Genomic DNA, 17,080 nt, shown 5'->3' with positions numbered 1-17,080 from the left:
CAAATTAAATAGCTGATACCAAAATGATCTACAGACAGATAGTTTTTCTTTATGAACATTATTACCCCCTGACTTGTATTTAATATGATCAACCAATAATCTTGATCTTTATATTTTAGAATCAGGTTACAATGTCCATTCAGTCCATATCCTCAACTATTTCAAGACTTAATAAAGATCTAGCTGATGTAACTCACAGAATGAGTTTAGAGCAAAAGAAAGTAAGTGATGTCACAGCCAAGATTATTCAACTTCAAACATCTATCACTAAGACCACTACAGCTGGCACACTAAAATCCAAGTTTTCTGAAATTAGTAGAAAAGAACAGGAAAATGCACAGATCCAGAAAAAACTTTCAGACCTCCAAAAAAAGAAAACCGATATCCAAAACAAGTTATTAAAAGAAAACCAGAACTTGGCAAAAGCTGAAGCATTAGAACGCAAAAAATTAGATGCTCTAGCAAAGAAGCAACAAAAAGAAGATATTGAACATCAAAAAAAACTGAAACGTGAAATTGAAAGTATTAAAGCGTCCACCCAACATATCACTGGTGCCACTGCATCCCCTTATCTAGATGTCACACCAGAACCTGAATATGATTTATTCATCTCACATGCCTCAGAAGATAAAGATGACTTTGTACGACCTCTAGCCGAGACATTACAAGGGTTAGGTTTAAAGGTTTGGTATGATGAATTTTCTATGAAAGTTGGAGATAGCCTGCGTCGGAAAATTGATAGTGGTCTAAGGAATTCACGATATGGAACTGTAGTTCTGTCAGCAGATTTCATAAAGAAAGAATGGACCAACTATGAATTAGATGCATTAGTGGCCAGAGAAATGAATGGTCATAAGATGATATTGCCAATTTGGCATAAGATCACCAAAACCGATGTGATGAACTATAGTCCAAATCTTGCGGATAAAATTGCCTTGAATACTTCTGTTAGCACTATCGAAGAGATTGCTCATCAATTGGCTGATGTCGTATTAGATCAATAAAATTCCAATAGCTTGATTAGATCAGGATGCTATTCAAGCTATATATTCGTTCTTAACAATTGAAGTAGAAATTTAAGAAGCAATAAATTTGAGTTTCTTTTTATCCCGTCTCAATCGTTGGTCTTTAGAATTCTGCCCACCCTGTTTATTCAAATAAATCCTGTCCGCATTTTGGCATGCCAATTCAAACTCTTTCATGTTTTGAGCCTTTTTAGCAGTAAACCGTACATAGTGGAGATTTTGAGGGAAATACATTTGATTCAGTTTCTTATGGTTTGGATCTCTACTATTTAATTTTGATCTGGTCTTGGCCTGTAACTTTCCAATTTGATGCCTGGTGCCATGAAAATTACCGTGTGCACTTAATCGATATGTAGCTTCTTTTAATCGATCTGCTTTACCAGTAGAGATTAAATCAATTTTTTTATTTAACTCCCTTTCAGCCGACTCTATAAAATCTTTGGATAGATACCAGGTGAAGCGGATTTTCTTCTGGGAATAACGCTGGAAAAACTCCAAATGCTTTTTACGAACCCCACGTAATGCCCTGCTAAGTTCCTTTAATCGATCGTTATAACTGACATCCTCACGAAATTTAATACCAAATCGATTTCGTAAAAATAGGCTCACAGAGGCCTGATTCCAGCGGGTATGTTCATTTTCCAGAAAAGCAAAGCCAAAATTTTTATTGATACTGGCAAAACGCTTCAACTCAAAGTTATCGAAAGGTTTAAAAATTCGGTAATTTGAATTCTTATTACTATCAATCGTTTTTGTTCGAATCACCTTGGTATTAAACACTACTCCAAATTGCTCAGGATGATAATAAATTTTAGAAAATTGAGGCTTAAGGTCACTGAACTCTAAATATTGTCCCAGTACATAATCTCCATAGCGTAGAAGCTTCTCTTTTTTGACAGTCAAAATACTATTGAGCTTTTGCTTCTGTACCATGCTCGAATTCTTAGCGAGTATTTCTTTTAGCGTCAGTTTACTTCTTCTCGCTTCTCTATAACCTGTTGTAAATAACCAAAATTGAAATACATCATTTTTAGCTGGATCATAATTAATGACTAGACTCCAAACTGGTTCTCCATAGTCTGATTTTTTCTTTCGTACAGATTCATCCAGATCGAGGCCATACTCCAAGATCAACTTTGGAATAACAGTGTGGAATTTTGAAAAACTCATAGAATCAGAAAACCAAAACTTTGCACTGCCGTTAGAAATGCACTGCATTAGGCTTAAAAGGCAATCTGTTTTCGTTGTGGTGTAGTAGATCATTATCCAATCAAAAATGTATTTTTATGCGGAAAGCATAAGAGCTTACCTTTGATTTTAAAATGACAATTTCTCTTATTTTCTTTAAAAAAGATGATTTATTAACCATGCATGGTCTTTACATAAATAAGAGTTCCTGTACATGATGACGATCGACTATTTCAACCACCACACGGATAGAACCAGACCATGATGGAAAGCTACAAAAAATTCTTAAAATCTTTTCATAAAGAGGATTATATTCCTTTTAATTGTCCAGAATGTAATAAGCCCACCTTAAGTTTGGATCAAACTACATGGCTTCAAAAAGAACAAATTTCTAGTGTTTTGGAAAGAACGCATATTGATGTTTTTGAAGCTGAATGGGTGAAATACACCTACACGGGAACGTTTAAATGCGTAAACCAAAAGTGTGGTGAAATTGTTGTAACTTCTGGATCAGGATCGGTAATAGAGGAATATACTGATTATTGTTTGGATGATGATGGTTATCCTGGGCCATGTGAAAGTGAATATAGGGATATATTTTTTCCTAAATATTTTTATCCAACCTTAAGTTTTTTTGATATCCCTGAAAAGACTCCAGAAGATATTAGAGCCACTATTATTGATGCTTTTAGCCTAACACCAAATTCACCGAGTGCAGCTGCCAACAAAATCAGAATAGCTGTTGAAATATTGGCTACAGAGTTTGGAGCTTCTTCAAAAAATTCAAAAGGTGGTTTTATTAGTCTAGATCAAAGAATAAAAAATATAACAGATCAAGAAAATGGACTTTACGAGCATAAGGATCTAATGCTGGCCATTAAATACATTGGTAATGCAGGTAGCCATGAAGAAGATATCATTAGCTTTGACGAATTGTTTGATTCATTCCAGATTATTGAAGAACTATTAAAAAGCCTTTATGCAGAAAAAAATATAGTCCGTGAAATAGTCCAAATTATAAATGCCACTCAAGCTCCCCTTACACGAACTCATAGACGAAGTATTAAAAAGTAACTTGTTGAAATATATAGGGCTTCAAATTACGATGTCAAAGTCAATATTTAAGAGGGTTATTGCATGATTGCTATAGTCTTCTTGGCTTTTTATATACCTTTTAAAGCAAGGGCTCCATGATGAAAATACGTTTGAATAAAGACGGTAAAAAACGAATTGGTTTTATAGTCAGAGAATTAGAAAAAATCAATACTGAAATTACCTTGATCTATAAAAATTTAAAAATAGACATGGATGATCAATATCAACGTATAAATGTAGCTTACTTTGGCTTATTCAAGAGTCATTTTGATTCTTTTAAACTTCTTATAAAAAATGATGAATTTAATTCATCAATTGTAATCGCAAGAACAATGCTGGAACTCTATGTAAGATGTTTTTATTTAGAATTTATTGAAAAACCAAAAGGAAGCGATGTTATTAAATTGTTAAACCAAAAAGACGATTTTTCGAGTTTTTTTAAAATGAGTACAGCATTAGATAATTATGAGCATACGGAAAATGGAGATTTTCAAAAACATTTCAAGCAATATACAAAGCAAGGTATGACTTTATACGAAAAATATTCAAAATTTACACATGGTAGAGGTGAAATCATAACAGCCCTTTACAAGGCAAATAATCTTGAAAATGTAGTCTTTGCTTTTGAGGATATTGAAGATTCATTGCTCACAATAAAAGGTATGTATGAAACATTCGCATTACAGTTCTTATATGTTCAGGGTAATGAAATAATGAGAAAAAAACTGGCCGATAGGATGATTCAATCTGAAATAACTTTACTAAGCAAAGGTATAGGTCAACCAGACTATATAACGGGTTAACCGATATACTGCAAAAAAATAAGGCTCAAACAATTAAATGATTGAGCTTTATCCTATCGGAATGTGAATTCCATACTTAAGATAGAAGCCTTACGGATTATTCTTAAAATTTAAATTCCAATACTTATTCCACATAACCTAAACATTCATTATATTATTTTTAGCTAAACAATCAGGTCTATATTCTAAAAACACCAAAATCGAGAAAAAAGGAATCTCATTTACGATACGTGTACCAATAATCTAACTTTTTCACTTGTCGGTATATTTGTCGGTATATTTGAATTTATCATAATTTATATTTATATTTTTCAGTAATTTATAGCATGGTTATGACTTCCTCTCTCACCGCCAGAATTTAAAAACCCGAATCACATGATTCGGGTTTTTTTATATTTAATTTTATCCAATTATCTAGCTAGCAAAAAAATCATCTGCCTATTTTATAAAATATTGTTATACATCACTTTAATCAGAGCATTGAATTGATATACATCATCGTTTATAAAAACCTGTTGCAGCTCAACGCTTGAACTTAATCTTATTTTTAAAATTTTAATTTTTCATCAGCCAGAAAACTGATGAATTGTGCAGTTTCTGTACGCCATTCATTTCAGGTTTTTATTTATGTGTTCAAACAAAAAACTGGCACAGAAATAGCTTAATTTTATTGTCATCAAAGCTATGTTATGTTGCTCATAAATCACCTAAAAGGAGAATAAAAACAACAGGGTAAAATGAAATAACTTAGTGAACCGAGACCTAGCTATTCAAATTTGAAGTTAAAAATAGATACACTGCTATTCGGAGAGCGAACATGAATAACAGCGCAAACTATGCCAAACAGATTAAAAATGCAAAACGTGGCGGTTATACCCCGACCATTGCCAAGGACATCAATAAACATAAAATTCAAAAAGCCTTGAGACTCATCGAACAGTGGAGAAGCCTCGCTCAAGAACTCAAACCTCAAATGCATTTTGATATGGCCTTTACTTTAGAGGAATGTGCACAAGAATTAGATCGCATCCTGAAAAACAGATAAACCTTATAATCGACTCATATCCATAGCAAATCCTATGCTTTCACCCTCGCCCATATCTTCACATATGGGCAATTTCTTTGCGCATAGCCAAAAACAGAACTTTTCATCCATCCAGTCAAAATAAACAAATCCTGCCGAAACTGATTGAACGGTTATTTTTTGGCTTGCGCGGCCAAAAAAAATCTGTAAAATGCACTCCACGATGCCGGCATAGCTCAGTTGGTAGAGCAACTGACTTGTAATCAGTAGGTCCACAGTTCGAATCCGTGTGCCGGCACCATATCTTAGCCTCGCTTTTTAGTGAGGCTTTGATGTTTCTGGGTTTTGGTATTTTCAGCTGAGTCTTCTTACACTTTCTAGTGCTTCGATTGTGCCGTCACTTGCACATATCTCACAATCCCTTCCTGATATAATTTTCGGCATAGTTTCGCTGTCATCTGAATTTTAAAATGATCCAGTTTTGAGCCTTGAGCCTGATCATCTGATGCTTTTGAATTCAAAGTTTTTTGCACGTAATCAGCAAAGCCGGAAAATACCGGCTCGGACAAATCCTGAATCTGAATATTTTTAAATTCAAAACGATCCAGACAGGCATACAGCGCCCCGACAGACATGAGATCTTTTAAATTCACATCGGTAGATTTCAATAAAAACTGATATTTACGCCGTTGTAATGCATTTAAAGTTTCCCAGCGCTTGGACAAAACCAGATGATGAAAACCAATCCGCGCATTTGAATTTAAAACACTGCAGACCTGCTCCAAGAATAAAGGTACAGGACTGTGATAAGCCGCATCCAGGCATAGCACTACATCAAAACGCTGGGAAAACGGTAATTCTTTTAAACGCAAAAATGATGCCTGATAAATGGCATTCAGTTCTGGCAGATGTTGCTGAATATTGACCACACAAGCAGCCTGCAGCTCGACACCAACCAGATATTGCACCTGATAATGTTGCTGCCAGTACAGCAAACTGGCGCCCTGACCGCAGCCTAAATCCAGCAGTTTAACTTTTGAATTTAAATTTACAGATTGCGCAAGGTGATCGGCCAGCATACGACAGGCAGCTGCATAATCCTGCTGACCGGCCTGCCAATACCCCAAATTGCTCCAGGGCAACGGCGCGTGATCGCCCAACGCAGCGGCATCAATCGCATACTTGTGCTGGGGAAGACGCTGACGAATTGCCTGAAGCCATTGCATGGATTAATAACCCAGTTGCGGCGCAACCTCGACCACAGGTTTTAAACCCTGAAATGGTAAAGGTGCACCAAAAATTTCCGCAATCTTCATCGCTGAAGTCACTGCCGATTCCAGAATTGGCAAACCGTCACATGACCATGAGCCACAGAAGAAGACCTTACGGTTGGCTTCCAGATGACGTTGCTGCAATTCTTTATTCAGTGCCACGGTATTGGCATCGACGACTGCACGCGTCAGCATCACCGATTTGATCACTTTTTTCGGATCAATGTCGGTCACTGGACGCCAGGTCTGAAACACGGCCGACTTGCCGACCAGAGAAGGTTCAATCGAGTTAAGCCACACGGTAAATTGCTGACGGGTAAATTTACGGTCCATCATATAGCTGAGTACGGCCCAGTCTTTACGTTTTGGTGGCATTACGCTGGCATCGGTATGAATGACCAGTTCGCCCTGTTCGAATTTGAATTTCTTCAATAATTCAATTTCACTGGCAAACTGTACCGGATCCAGGAACTCCTCAATTTTGGTGGTCGGTGTCGCGACAATCACCCGGTCAAACAGTTTTGAATAACCGGCCGCATTTTCAACTTTGACCTGATCACCCTGCTCTTGTACCAGTGTAATTGCTGAACCGTCTTCAATATGAATGCCTTCAATCAGCTTGTCGACCAACGCCGGTGTACCGCCTTGCAGACGCAATAGAGCATCGCCATCGGTTAATTGACGCAGGAAAATTAACAACGGTTTAGCTGGCCATTCACCAATGGTTTTCGGATTGCAGGTACAGATGGTATATAGCACCGGCATCACCGCACCATGCCAGAATACTTCTTCAATCTCGTTACGATTGATAAATTCTGCCAGGCTGATGTCCTGATTTTTCGATTTAAAGAATTTGGTTAATGCAACTTTTAACTGCAACAGGCCTTTGACCAGACGCCAGCCATACTGCTGCAAGCCTTTACGGTTATTGATAATCGGGATATTGCCAATGCGGCTACGTGATGTGGTCAGCCAGGTTTCAGTTTTATCTTCAAATAACCAGCTGCAGGCCATATAGGTCCGTACCGGATAGGTTTTAATGCCCAGATGCGTGGCCAGACTCAGGGTGTTTTTCCACAGATAGGGGTTCATCACACGTAAAGGTGCGTCAATCAGGCCCCCTTCAAATTCAAGGCTATGACTGTCCATGCCGCGACCTGGAAGTGCTTCAAAAATCGTGATGTGATGCCCTGCGTCCTGGAGAATTCTGGCTGTAGCCAGTCCGGCCATGCCACTACCAATTACTGCGATATCCAAACTGATCATCCGTCATTGAAAAACTACAGAAATTATGTACCATGCGCCAATCAAACAGGTTATTAAAATCTTCCAGAATATATGTTTTTCGTAAAGGCCTTTTTGTTCAATTTCACCTGCTTTTTCTTCATTTTTTCACACTAGTTTAAATTTTATCAAATCCAAGATTTTATTCATATTTTTATCTAAAAATTTAAAAATTTACTTTAAAAACAAATAATTTAATTAACCAGATTTATAATCCTTGGTTGACAAATACTTTTTTAATACCTATGATTCGCAGCATAAGAAAACCATAAATTCATCCGGTTCCATTCAGATGCGTTTATGCGAAAATTGTTTAAAACGACAAGAAACTACAGCGCCTTATAAAATAAAAGCCTCTGCGAAAGCAGAGGCTTCTTTGTTTTCAGGCGTAGATGATCATGTAGCGTGGTATTGAGCTTACTTTATTGCCTCTAAATAAGCCGCTTAAAAAGCATAGAGTGCAATTCCTCAATCCTCGTTTTGTTCTCAAATCAGAATCAAACGGCCTGATGTTGTTGTTTGGTATTTACGGGTATCTGGTTTCAAAAATAAAAAATCCAGCAACTTGTGCTGGATTTTTTGCTTCAAAGAAGCAAGTATGAATTAGATTTTACCAACCAGGTCGATTGATGGCGCTAGCGTTGCCTCACCTTCTTTCCATTTTGCCGGACAAACTTCACCTGGGTGCGCATGTACATATTGTGCAGCTTTCACTTTACGAAGAAGCTCTTGTGCATCACGGCCGATACCCCCCGCGTTGATTTCAATGATCTGGATTTTACCTTCTGGATCAATCACGAAAGTACCACGATCTGCCAGACCTTCAGCTTCAATGAGTACTTCGAAGTTTTTAGACAATGTCCAGGTTGGATCACCAATCAATGGATACTGGATTTTACCAATCACGTCAGAGGTATCATGCCAAGCTTTATGGGTGAAATGGGTATCGGTAGACACGCCATAGATTTCTACACCCATTTTCTGGAATTCGGCATACTGATCAGCAAGATCGCCTAATTCAGTTGGACAAACAAAGGTGAAATCTGCAGGATAGAAAAACATCACTGACCATTTACCTTTTAGGTCTTGCTCAGAAACTTCGATGAACTGACCATTGTGGTAAGCAGTTGCATTGAATGGTTTGATTTCAGTATTGATTAAACTCATGAGATATTTCCTCTGGCTTATTTCTGGGATTGCTTATCTTGTGAAGCTAGAATACGAAAAATTTCAAAATAGGTAAAACCGCAAGTTTTTATAAAAATGATCGCTTTTTTAGATCATAAATTTCTCTTAGTATTGTTCATCTCATTTATTTTCTCGATACAGAGTTGCCCTGATCAAAAGCAATACGATGTTTTAAGACTTATGATTCTTCTAATAAGTTGGGCTTTATACAAACTCAATACCAATATTCAAGACATAAAAAACCCACCGTATTCAGGTGGGTTTTAATGAGGATTTACCGTTCTGATAAATCAAAATGGAAGATCATCATCTAGATCTGCTGCAGGCGCTGCTGTGGGAGCAGGTGCAGATTTCGGCGCAAAACCACTCGGGTTATTGTTGCCATAACCGCCGCCCTGATTGTTGTTAAAACCGCCTTGCTGTGGTGCTGAACCATAACCCGATTGCGGGTTATTGCCATAACCGCCCTGGTTGTTGTTCGCCTGATTATTGTTATTAAAACGTGGCTGGTTAAAGCTGCTCTCGCCCTGATCATTTTGAGGACGGCTAGAGTCTAGCATCTGCATTTGCTCACCACGAATTTCCGTCGTATAGCGTTCCTGACCATTCTGGTCAGTCCACTGACGAGTACGCAATGAACCTTCAATATATACTTTTGAACCTTTACGAAGATATTGCTGAGCAATTTCACCTAAACGGTTATGCAACACGATACGGTGCCATTCCGTTTGTTCTTTACGTTCACCGGTACTTTTATCTGTCCACGAATCGCTGGTTGCGATCGAGAATTGAGTGAGAGAGCCACCATTTGCAAAAGTTTTGGTTTCCGGATCTTTACCCAAAGTACCCACTAAAATAACTTTATTTACACCACGCATTTGCCGTTTACTTCCTATATATTTCTGTATTTTACTTTATAAGAGTTATGCTTAAATGGCTACCTCTTTACCCAACAAGTGCGTTAATTGTTGTCGCGAAGCATCATCAATCTGCTGTTTATCGACTTTTACATAGGCAACTTGCTGTTCAGACATCACCACGACCTCTTCAATACCACGAATCGCCAAAAGCTGAGAAGTCCATTCGTCAGTTTGTCTACTTTCCGGCAATCGCAGTACCAGCGATGACAGATAGCGTGGCTGTGCCAGACCCAAACTCATCAGCAGCCAGACCATCGCGATCCCTGTCAGGATACTCCAGCCCATCGAGGTATTATTCAGCAGCAACAATTGTCCGCCAATCATACCGCCAAAGAATGCCCCTAAAAACTGGCTACTGGCATTCACGCCCATTGCCGTCGCTTTGGACTGGATCGGTGCCGCTTTCGATAACCAGGACGGCAACAAGGCTTCCATGACATTAAAGGCAATAAAGAACATACCCAGACCGATCAGCAAGACATATTTGGATTCAAACCCAAATGCCATCACCATTAGACCCAGAATAATACCGGTAATGGCCACCAGAAAAATCGCGCGCATTTTGTGATATTTTTCTGCCAGGATAATACTTGGAAAAGCAAAAAACAGGCTTAGTACCAACAGCGGCAAATATACCCAGCCATGACTAGCCAATGGAAGATCTGCAAATTCGATCAGCTGCGAAGGTACATAGATAAACATGGCGGTGAGCAGTAAATGCAGGGTAAACACCGATACATGCAGACGATTCAGATCGGCAATTTTCAGCACCTGTTTTAGCTGTTGCAGATAGCCCTGCTGAAAGTTTTTATGATGTCGCGTCACTTTGGGCACCATCAACAGCATGGCAATCGCGGCCAGTCCCATAATGGTAGTCACCCAGAACAATCCCGAGATACCCACCAGACCCGTCAGCCAAGGCCCGAGGCTAAAAGCCACCACAAAAGACAGCCCGATACTCATGCCCATCATGGCCATGGCTTTCATGCGGTTTTCTTCACGGGTGACATCGGCCAGCAAAGCCATCACGACCGCAGATACGGCACCGCCTCCGGCAATGGCACGACCGATAATCACGCCATAAATGGTGTCGGACATGGCTGCAATCGCACCACCAAAAGCAAATAGCAGCAGCCCTAAAACCACCAGCGGCTTACGGCTATAACGGTCGGCAATCAGGCTGAATGGAATCTGTAATAAGGCCTGAGTCAAACCATAGACCCCGACCGCCAAACCGATCAGTGCAGGCGTTGCATGTTCATAGGCCTGTCCTGCCACAGAAAATACCGGGATAATCATAAACAACCCCAGCATGCGCAGTGCAAAAATACTGCTCAGGGCAAAGGTTGAACGACGTTCTAAAGCATTCATCATAAGTTATGGCGATTGGGTTAATTAATCTGGAGCCCAGATTATAGGACATTCAGCTCAGGAAGAAGACAGGAATTTTATTTGAAATAAATATGATGCCGATCTAAAAATGAAAAAGCGCAGCCGGAGCTACGCTTTTCAATCAGGTACAGCGCTTTATTTTTCCAAGATGGCCTGACGTTTTTTGTATTGAATCGAGGCAAATACTGCCCAGACAATAAAGGCCACACCGATCAGACCGGTTACCACTTCTGGCACATGCAGACCGGTTCCGCTGGCAATCATGATAAAAGCCAGTGCACCGATGGCATAATGCGCACCATGTTCCAGGTAGATATAGGCATCCAATGTGCCCTGCTCAACCAGATAAATCGTCATTGAACGGACAAAGATCGCACCAATTGCCAGACCGAGCATGATGATGACCACGTCTGAGGTAATCGCAAAGGCACCGATTACGCCATCAAAACTGAACGAGGCATCCAGAACTTCTAGATAGAGGAAACCACCAATACCCGCTTTCACTACACCCGTCGGTACACCATTTTCATCATGACGAATCGCATTGCCTTCTTCATCGACTTCCGGTTCACCACCGAGCATATGGCTCAGAACCTGCACACCGATATAAATCACGATGCCCCAGATCCCCGCCATAGTCACTGCCAGACGTTTGGCTTCATCGACATTGGCTGCCATGATTAACAAGGCTACCAGTGCGATAAACACCGACATCGCCGGCACATTGGCCAGATTGGATAGACGGCGTTCCACCCGTCTGAACCAGTGCGTGTCTTTTTCTTCATCCAGGAAGAAGTTCAGGAATACCATCAACAGGAAAGCACCACCAAAAGCAGCAATTTCAGGATGATGTGCCATTAAACGCGCTGAATATTCTTTCGGATCATTCAGGGCCAGACGTACCACTTCCATAAAGCCCAGGTCTGCAGTCACTGCAACAATGACCACCGGGAAGATCAAACGCATCCCGAAGACTGCAATCAGAATACCAACTGTCAGGAACAGCATTTTCCAGAAATGATCCCACCCCCGTAGGACTGAGGCATTGACAACCGCGTTATCAAAAGACAACGACACTTCCATAATCGCTAAGATAGCGGTAATGGTCAGCGCTGTGAACATGGTTTGCAGGCCTGCTTCAGGACCATGGGTATAACCCCAATATGCAGACAAACCAAGACACACGATCGAAAATGCAATCGAGAAACCAAAATGTTTCAACATACACAACGACCTTGGATAAATTAAATAAATGTATGGCTGCGAGAGAGCAGCAATACGAATAGGAAAAGTTAAGCTAATTATGAAACTTTTAGCGCATAAACCAAAGCACTTCCTGAGATGTTTTATCTTATTTTCTGTTTTTAAAATTTGCCGATCTTTTAAACAGCCCGATCTTTGCTATAGTGCCGCATGGTTTAACTTGAACTGCGAAGGATTTTCAGCATGAGTTTTTCACAAGAGGTATGGCAACGTAATCTCGGACTTTATCAAAAGACCCTGGCCCTGCCCTTTAATCAGCAACTGGCGCAAGGTACTTTAAGCCGTGAAGCCTTTAGTCACTATGTAATTCAGGATGCGCATTATTTACTGGCCTATGGCCGTGCACTGGCCGTGTGTGCCGCCAAAGCTTTTGAAGCGGACGATGTGATCCAGTTTGCCGAGGCAGCCAAAATTGCGATTGTAGTGGAACGTAGCCTGCATGATGGCTTTATGCAGGATTTTGGCATTAGCAAAGAGCAGTTTGAAAATACCCCGCTGACTCTGGCGTGTCATCACTATACTTCTTATCTGACTTCGACCGCCTGGTCAGAAAGCTACCCAGTAGTACTGGCCTCATTGCTGCCTTGTTTCTGGATTTATGCCGAAGTTGGCAAAGATATTGTCGACAACTCTGCGCCGAATAATCCGTATCAGGCTTGGGTGGACACCTATTCAGGAGAAGAATTCCACACTGCGGTGCGGAATGTGATTGCGACCGTTGATCGTGTTGCGGCGCGTGTCGATGCCGATACACTAGAAAAAATGCATGCAGCTTATACGCATGCTGCCCGTCTGGAATGGTTGTTCTGGGACAGTGCCTTTGAGCAACGCCAGTGGCCTGGTCTGGATGAATAAAACGAATAAAAAAAGCCCTGTTTAAGACAGGGCTTTTTGGTTATAGCCGTTCAAAAAAATTTCTGCTGTCATAAACCGATCATAAAAACGGCTTAGTCTGAAAAAACAAGGATAGAACGGGCTGGTACGCTAGACCTAGATATAAGCCCAAAATTGCCGCACAATAATTGAGAATAATTATCAATTAATAAAATAAATCCCGGAAAGAGGCAGACGATATGGACACTTTAGGCACCGAGGCAATCCGCGCCTTTTTTACGCTGCAATGTTGCTGGTTCAACAATGAAGTAATCTATCTGGAACAAGGCTGTCTAGATTGTGGTTCAGCAGCGACTTATCTGATTTACCATACCAACACGCATATCCAGAAACACCTGCTGAAATTTATTGAAAAGTATCGCTGTCATCAGGCACGCCGTAACGATTTGCTTGACCTGGATTTTTTCCAAAAAGACTATGAGGACTTTCTTCACATTCTGGAAAATGAAGTGAATTTTTATGCGCGTCTGCATCATGATGTGCCACGTGACCGCTGCTTTGAAGAGATTGAATCTATCTTTGAACGCCGCTATGCAGCGGCCTGTTAGGTATTTACCTGACCTACAGTCATTATGAATATTTAGACAATCAACTGCTGTGTTTCTTCATGTTGTGATGAATTGACCAATCACCGACATAACTTGACGTTTAAAATACTTTTTTTTGCACTTGAACATTTTTCATCCGGTATCATATAAGGGTTTTTGATGAATATTCTAGGATCCTTGCATGAGCCAAAGCCACATCCGTATTCGAGGCGCACGTACCCATAACCTGAAAAATGTGAACCTTGATATACCACGCGACAAGTTTGTGGTGATTACGGGACTGTCTGGTTCAGGTAAGTCCTCGCTTGCCTTTGACACCTTATATGCCGAAGGTCAGCGCCGTTATGTGGAATCGTTGTCTGCCTATGCCCGCCAGTTCCTCTCCCAAATGGAAAAGCCGGAAGTCGATTCAATCGAGGGCCTGAGTCCAGCGATTGCCATCGAGCAGAAATCGACCAGTCATAACCCGCGTTCGACCGTGGGTACCATTACTGAAATTTACGACTATTTACGCCTGCTCTATGCACGTGTCGGTACACCATTCTGCCCTGAACATAACCTGCCGATGGTGGCACAAACGGTCACTGAAATGGTGGATGCGGTCAAAGCATTAGAAGAAGGCACTGCTCTTTTACTGTTAGCACCGGTGGTGCGTGAACGTAAAGGTGAATATACGGCGCTATTTGAACAGCTACAAAGCCAGGGTTTTGTCCGCGCCCGCGTCGATGGCGAGATTATGGAAATTGATCCGCCACCAGAACTGGACAAAAAGAAAAAACATACCATTGAAGTAGTGGTTGACCGCTTTAAAGTGCGTGATGATCTGGGCAACCGTATTGCAGAAAGTTTTGAAACCGCGCTGCGTCTTGGTGGTGATATTGCCATTCTGACCTGGATGAAGGGCGAGCATAACGATCGCGTGTTTTCAGCCAAGCACTCCTGCCCGGAATGTGACCGCGCTGTGGCTGAACTGGAACCGCGTTTATTTTCGTTCAACAACCCTTTTGGCGCCTGTCCGGTCTGTGACGGTCTGGGGACCCGCAGCCATTTTAGTGCCGACAAGCTGATTCCCAATCCTGAAGTCAGTGTCAGTCAAGGTGCGATTCGTGGCTGGGACCGTCAACGCCCTTACTATTACAGCATGATCCAGAAAGTCGCCGAGCATTTTGGCTTTTCTCTAGAGACTCCGTGGAATGAACTGGATGCCGATACCAAGAAGAAATTTCTGTATGGCACCGGCAAAGAAAAAATTGATCTGAGTTATATCGATGAACGTGGCCGTCGCCATAATCGGGTGATTCCGTTTGAAGGGATTTTGCCGCATCTGGAACGCCGTTACCGCGAAACTGAAAGCAATTATGTGCGTGACGATCTGGCACAGTATTTGTCCAATGCAGCCTGTGATGCCTGTGATGGTTCACGTCTGAATGAAATCTCGCGCAATGTAAAAATTCTGGACAAGACCATTGCCGATATTACCCGCATGTCGATTGGCGATGCTGAAAGCTATTATCAGGGGATTCATCTGGAAGGTGCTCGGGGTGAAATCGCCGATAAGATTTTTAAGGAAATCCGTGAACGTCTGCACTTTCTGGTTTCGGTCGGTTTAAACTATCTCAGCCTGTCCCGTTCTGCCGAAACTTTATCCGGTGGTGAAGCACAGCGAATTCGTCTGGCTTCACAAATCGGTGCCGGTTTGATGGGCGTGATGTATGTGCTAGATGAACCGTCAATTGGTCTGCATCAGCGTGATAACGACCGTTTGTTACAAACCCTGATTCGTCTGCGTGATCTGGGTAATACCGTGTTGGTAGTCGAGCATGATGAAGATGCGATTCGTGCCGCTGACCATATTATTGATATTGGTCCGGGTGCGGGTGTGCATGGCGGCCATGTGATTGCCGAAGGGACTTATGAGGAAATTCTGGCGAATCCTGACTCGCTGACCGGAAAATATTTATCCGGCAAATTAAAAATCGAAGTGCCGAAAAAACGGATTCAACCGCCTAAGCCTGAGGAACAGATCAAGCTGATGGGGGCATCCGGACATAACCTGAAAAAAGTCGATCTGACCATTCCTTTAGGTATTATGACCTGTGTTACCGGGGTGTCCGGTTCGGGTAAATCTACCCTGATCAACCGCACCTTGTTACCTTTGGCGGCAACCCAGCTCAATGGTGCCACTACTTTAACTTCGGAAAAGTTTGAATCGATTGATGGTTTGCAATTCCTCGACAAAGTTGTGGATATTGACCAGAGTCCGATTGGACGAACCCCACGTTCTAATCCAGCGACTTATACCGGTCTATTTACCCCGATTCGTGAACTATTTTCACAGACACAGGAAGCCAAGGCACGCGGTTATGCCGCCGGTCGTTTCTCGTTTAACGTGAAAGGTGGTCGCTGTGAAGCCTGTGAAGGTGATGGCATGATCAAGGTGGCGATGCACTTCCTGCCAGATATGTATGTGCCATGTGATGCCTGTCATGGCAAGCGTTATAACCGTGAAACGCTGGAAGTGAACTATAAGGGCAAGAATATTTCAGATGTACTGGAAATGACCGTTGAAGATGCCATGCATTTCTTCGATGCCATTCCGGTGATTCACCGTCGTCTGGAAACGCTGAATCAGGTGGGCTTAGGTTATATCCGTCTGGGTCAGTCTGCGACCACTCTTTCCGGTGGTGAAGCACAGCGGGTCAAACTGGCACGCGAGCTGGCCAAACGTGATACGGGTAAAACCCTGTATATTCTGGATGAACCGACCACAGGTCTGCATTTCCATGATATTGCCAAGCTGCTAGATATCTTGCATCAGCTCCGTGACAAGGGTAATACCATCGTGGTGATTGAGCATAATCTGGACGTGATTAAAACTGCCGACTGGGTGGTAGATTTAGGCCCTGAAGGTGGTTCGGGTGGCGGTATGATTATTGCTGAAGGGACACCTGAAGAAGTAGCGAAGAACAAGGTTTCACATACCGCACGGTTCTTAAAGCCTTTGTTGAAATAATTAATCCACCCCACCCTCCTTTGGAAAAGGAGGGAGTATTCCATTATTAAATAAATGGAGTTCCCCTCTTTCCTAAAGCATAGGTATCTACACAATTTCCGAGCTTTGCGTTAAATTGAAGAGCATGCTCTTCAATTTAACATCTCTGGTCTGGATCAGCGTCTTGTCAAAC

14 protein-coding genes and 1 tRNA gene are annotated in these 17,080 nt (G+C 41.6%); 8 read left to right on the top strand and 7 right to left on the bottom strand.

Translation table 11 applies throughout. The annotated features are described in order from the left end of the window. The first annotated feature begins 131 nt into the window (after window positions 1–131). Entirely contained in the window at window positions 132–1,004 is an 873-nt protein-coding gene (locus tag WAK81_RS00445) for a TIR domain-containing protein (protein ID WP_422195229.1), read from the top strand. A 72-nt stretch (window positions 1,005–1,076) separates the two neighbouring features. Here the strand turns inward: WAK81_RS00445 and WAK81_RS00440 are convergent, their stop codons facing one another. Further along, a complete protein-coding gene (locus tag WAK81_RS00440; RefSeq protein WP_422195230.1) occupies window positions 1,077–2,243 on the bottom strand; it encodes a hypothetical protein in 1,167 nt (388 codons plus the stop codon). A gap of 231 nt (window positions 2,244–2,474) precedes the next feature. Here WAK81_RS00440 and WAK81_RS00435 point away from each other — a divergent pair, with 231 nt between their 5' ends. The 4 genes from WAK81_RS00435 to WAK81_RS00420 all read left to right on the top strand — a co-directional run bounded on the left by WAK81_RS00435 (window position 2,475) and on the right by WAK81_RS00420 (window position 5,436). After that, on the top strand, window positions 2,475–3,287 hold the full coding sequence (locus WAK81_RS00435) for a DUF4145 domain-containing protein (protein ID WP_422195228.1): 813 nt from the start codon (window positions 2,475–2,477) through the stop codon (window positions 3,285–3,287). A gap of 119 nt (window positions 3,288–3,406) precedes the next feature. Continuing rightward, the gene (locus WAK81_RS00430; protein ID WP_422195227.1) at window positions 3,407–4,111 is read left to right on the top strand and encodes a hypothetical protein; all 705 of its coding nucleotides are present in this window, start codon (window positions 3,407–3,409) and stop codon (window positions 4,109–4,111) included. Between the two features lie 817 nt (window positions 4,112–4,928). After that, a complete protein-coding gene (locus WAK81_RS00425; RefSeq protein ID WP_195725275.1) occupies window positions 4,929–5,156 on the top strand; it encodes a hypothetical protein in 228 nt (75 codons plus the stop codon). 204 nt (window positions 5,157–5,360) lie between these two features. Next, a tRNA-Thr gene (locus tag WAK81_RS00420) sits at window positions 5,361–5,436 on the top strand. Between the two features lie 76 nt (window positions 5,437–5,512). Here the strand turns inward: WAK81_RS00420 and WAK81_RS00415 are convergent. The 6 genes from WAK81_RS00415 to WAK81_RS00390 all read right to left on the bottom strand — a co-directional run bounded on the left by WAK81_RS00415 (window position 5,513) and on the right by WAK81_RS00390 (window position 12,414). Next, window positions 5,513–6,361: an SAM-dependent methyltransferase gene (locus WAK81_RS00415; RefSeq protein ID WP_422195226.1), complete on the bottom strand. Its 849-nt coding sequence runs from the start codon at window positions 6,359–6,361 to the stop codon at window positions 5,513–5,515. Between the two features lie 3 nt (window positions 6,362–6,364). Then, window positions 6,365–7,672 carry an FAD-dependent oxidoreductase gene (locus WAK81_RS00410; protein ID WP_422195225.1) on the bottom strand — a complete coding sequence of 436 codons (1,308 nt, stop codon included), beginning with the start codon at window positions 7,670–7,672 and terminating at the stop codon, window positions 6,365–6,367. Between the two features lie 621 nt (window positions 7,673–8,293). Then, window positions 8,294–8,857: an alkyl hydroperoxide reductase subunit C gene (gene ahpC / locus WAK81_RS00405; protein ID WP_422195224.1), complete on the bottom strand. Its 564-nt coding sequence runs from the start codon at window positions 8,855–8,857 to the stop codon at window positions 8,294–8,296. A gap of 311 nt (window positions 8,858–9,168) precedes the next feature. Beyond that, window positions 9,169–9,756 (bottom strand): single-stranded DNA-binding protein, encoded by a 588-nt coding sequence (gene ssb / locus WAK81_RS00400; RefSeq protein WP_004281391.1) that lies wholly within the window; start codon window positions 9,754–9,756, stop codon window positions 9,169–9,171. Window positions 9,757–9,807: 51 nt separating this feature from the next. Then, window positions 9,808–11,172 carry an MFS transporter gene (locus WAK81_RS00395; protein WP_422195223.1) on the bottom strand — a complete coding sequence of 455 codons (1,365 nt, stop codon included), beginning with the start codon at window positions 11,170–11,172 and terminating at the stop codon, window positions 9,808–9,810. A gap of 153 nt (window positions 11,173–11,325) precedes the next feature. After that, complete coding sequence (locus tag WAK81_RS00390) at window positions 11,326–12,414, bottom strand: DUF475 domain-containing protein (protein WP_422195222.1); 1,089 nt, start codon at window positions 12,412–12,414, stop codon at window positions 11,326–11,328. A 222-nt stretch (window positions 12,415–12,636) separates the two neighbouring features. On the opposite strand from WAK81_RS00390, the gene tenA reads away from it, so the two are divergent. From tenA to uvrA, 3 genes are all read left to right on the top strand, one after another. After that, window positions 12,637–13,308, top strand: a complete 672-nt coding sequence (gene tenA / locus WAK81_RS00385; protein WP_044111376.1) for a thiaminase II — start codon at window positions 12,637–12,639, stop codon at window positions 13,306–13,308. Between the two features lie 218 nt (window positions 13,309–13,526). Continuing rightward, window positions 13,527–13,895: a hypothetical protein gene (locus WAK81_RS00380; RefSeq protein ID WP_422195221.1), complete on the top strand. Its 369-nt coding sequence runs from the start codon at window positions 13,527–13,529 to the stop codon at window positions 13,893–13,895. A gap of 181 nt (window positions 13,896–14,076) precedes the next feature. Continuing rightward, window positions 14,077–16,908, top strand: coding sequence for an excinuclease ABC subunit UvrA (gene uvrA / locus WAK81_RS00375; RefSeq protein WP_422195220.1), 2,832 nt, complete (start codon window positions 14,077–14,079; stop codon window positions 16,906–16,908). Window positions 16,909–17,080 lie beyond the last annotated feature (172 nt).

The organism is Acinetobacter sp. (genome assembly GCF_049284435.1).
Lineage (GTDB): Bacteria > Pseudomonadota > Gammaproteobacteria > Pseudomonadales > Moraxellaceae > Acinetobacter.
This window is presented reverse-complemented; position numbering and strand designations above follow the sequence as displayed.

Coding starts and splice junctions, on each gene's coding strand:
- WAK81_RS00445 (WP_422195229.1), top strand. CDS start 132: ATGTCCATTCAGTCCATATCCTCAACTATTTCAAGACTTAATAAAGAT.
- WAK81_RS00440 (WP_422195230.1), bottom strand. CDS start 2,243: ATGCAGTGCATTTCTAACGGCAGTGCAAAGTTTTGGTTTTCTGATTCT.
- WAK81_RS00435 (WP_422195228.1), top strand. CDS start 2,475: ATGATGGAAAGCTACAAAAAATTCTTAAAATCTTTTCATAAAGAGGAT.
- WAK81_RS00430 (WP_422195227.1), top strand. CDS start 3,407: ATGAAAATACGTTTGAATAAAGACGGTAAAAAACGAATTGGTTTTATA.
- WAK81_RS00425 (WP_195725275.1), top strand. CDS start 4,929: ATGAATAACAGCGCAAACTATGCCAAACAGATTAAAAATGCAAAACGT.
- WAK81_RS00415 (WP_422195226.1), bottom strand. CDS start 6,361: ATGCAATGGCTTCAGGCAATTCGTCAGCGTCTTCCCCAGCACAAGTAT.
- WAK81_RS00410 (WP_422195225.1), bottom strand. CDS start 7,672: ATGATCAGTTTGGATATCGCAGTAATTGGTAGTGGCATGGCCGGACTG.
- ahpC (WP_422195224.1), bottom strand. CDS start 8,857: ATGAGTTTAATCAATACTGAAATCAAACCATTCAATGCAACTGCTTAC.
- ssb (WP_004281391.1), bottom strand. CDS start 9,756: ATGCGTGGTGTAAATAAAGTTATTTTAGTGGGTACTTTGGGTAAAGAT.
- WAK81_RS00395 (WP_422195223.1), bottom strand. CDS start 11,172: ATGATGAATGCTTTAGAACGTCGTTCAACCTTTGCCCTGAGCAGTATT.
- WAK81_RS00390 (WP_422195222.1), bottom strand. CDS start 12,414: ATGTTGAAACATTTTGGTTTCTCGATTGCATTTTCGATCGTGTGTCTT.
- tenA (WP_044111376.1), top strand. CDS start 12,637: ATGAGTTTTTCACAAGAGGTATGGCAACGTAATCTCGGACTTTATCAA.
- WAK81_RS00380 (WP_422195221.1), top strand. CDS start 13,527: ATGGACACTTTAGGCACCGAGGCAATCCGCGCCTTTTTTACGCTGCAA.
- uvrA (WP_422195220.1), top strand. CDS start 14,077: ATGAGCCAAAGCCACATCCGTATTCGAGGCGCACGTACCCATAACCTG.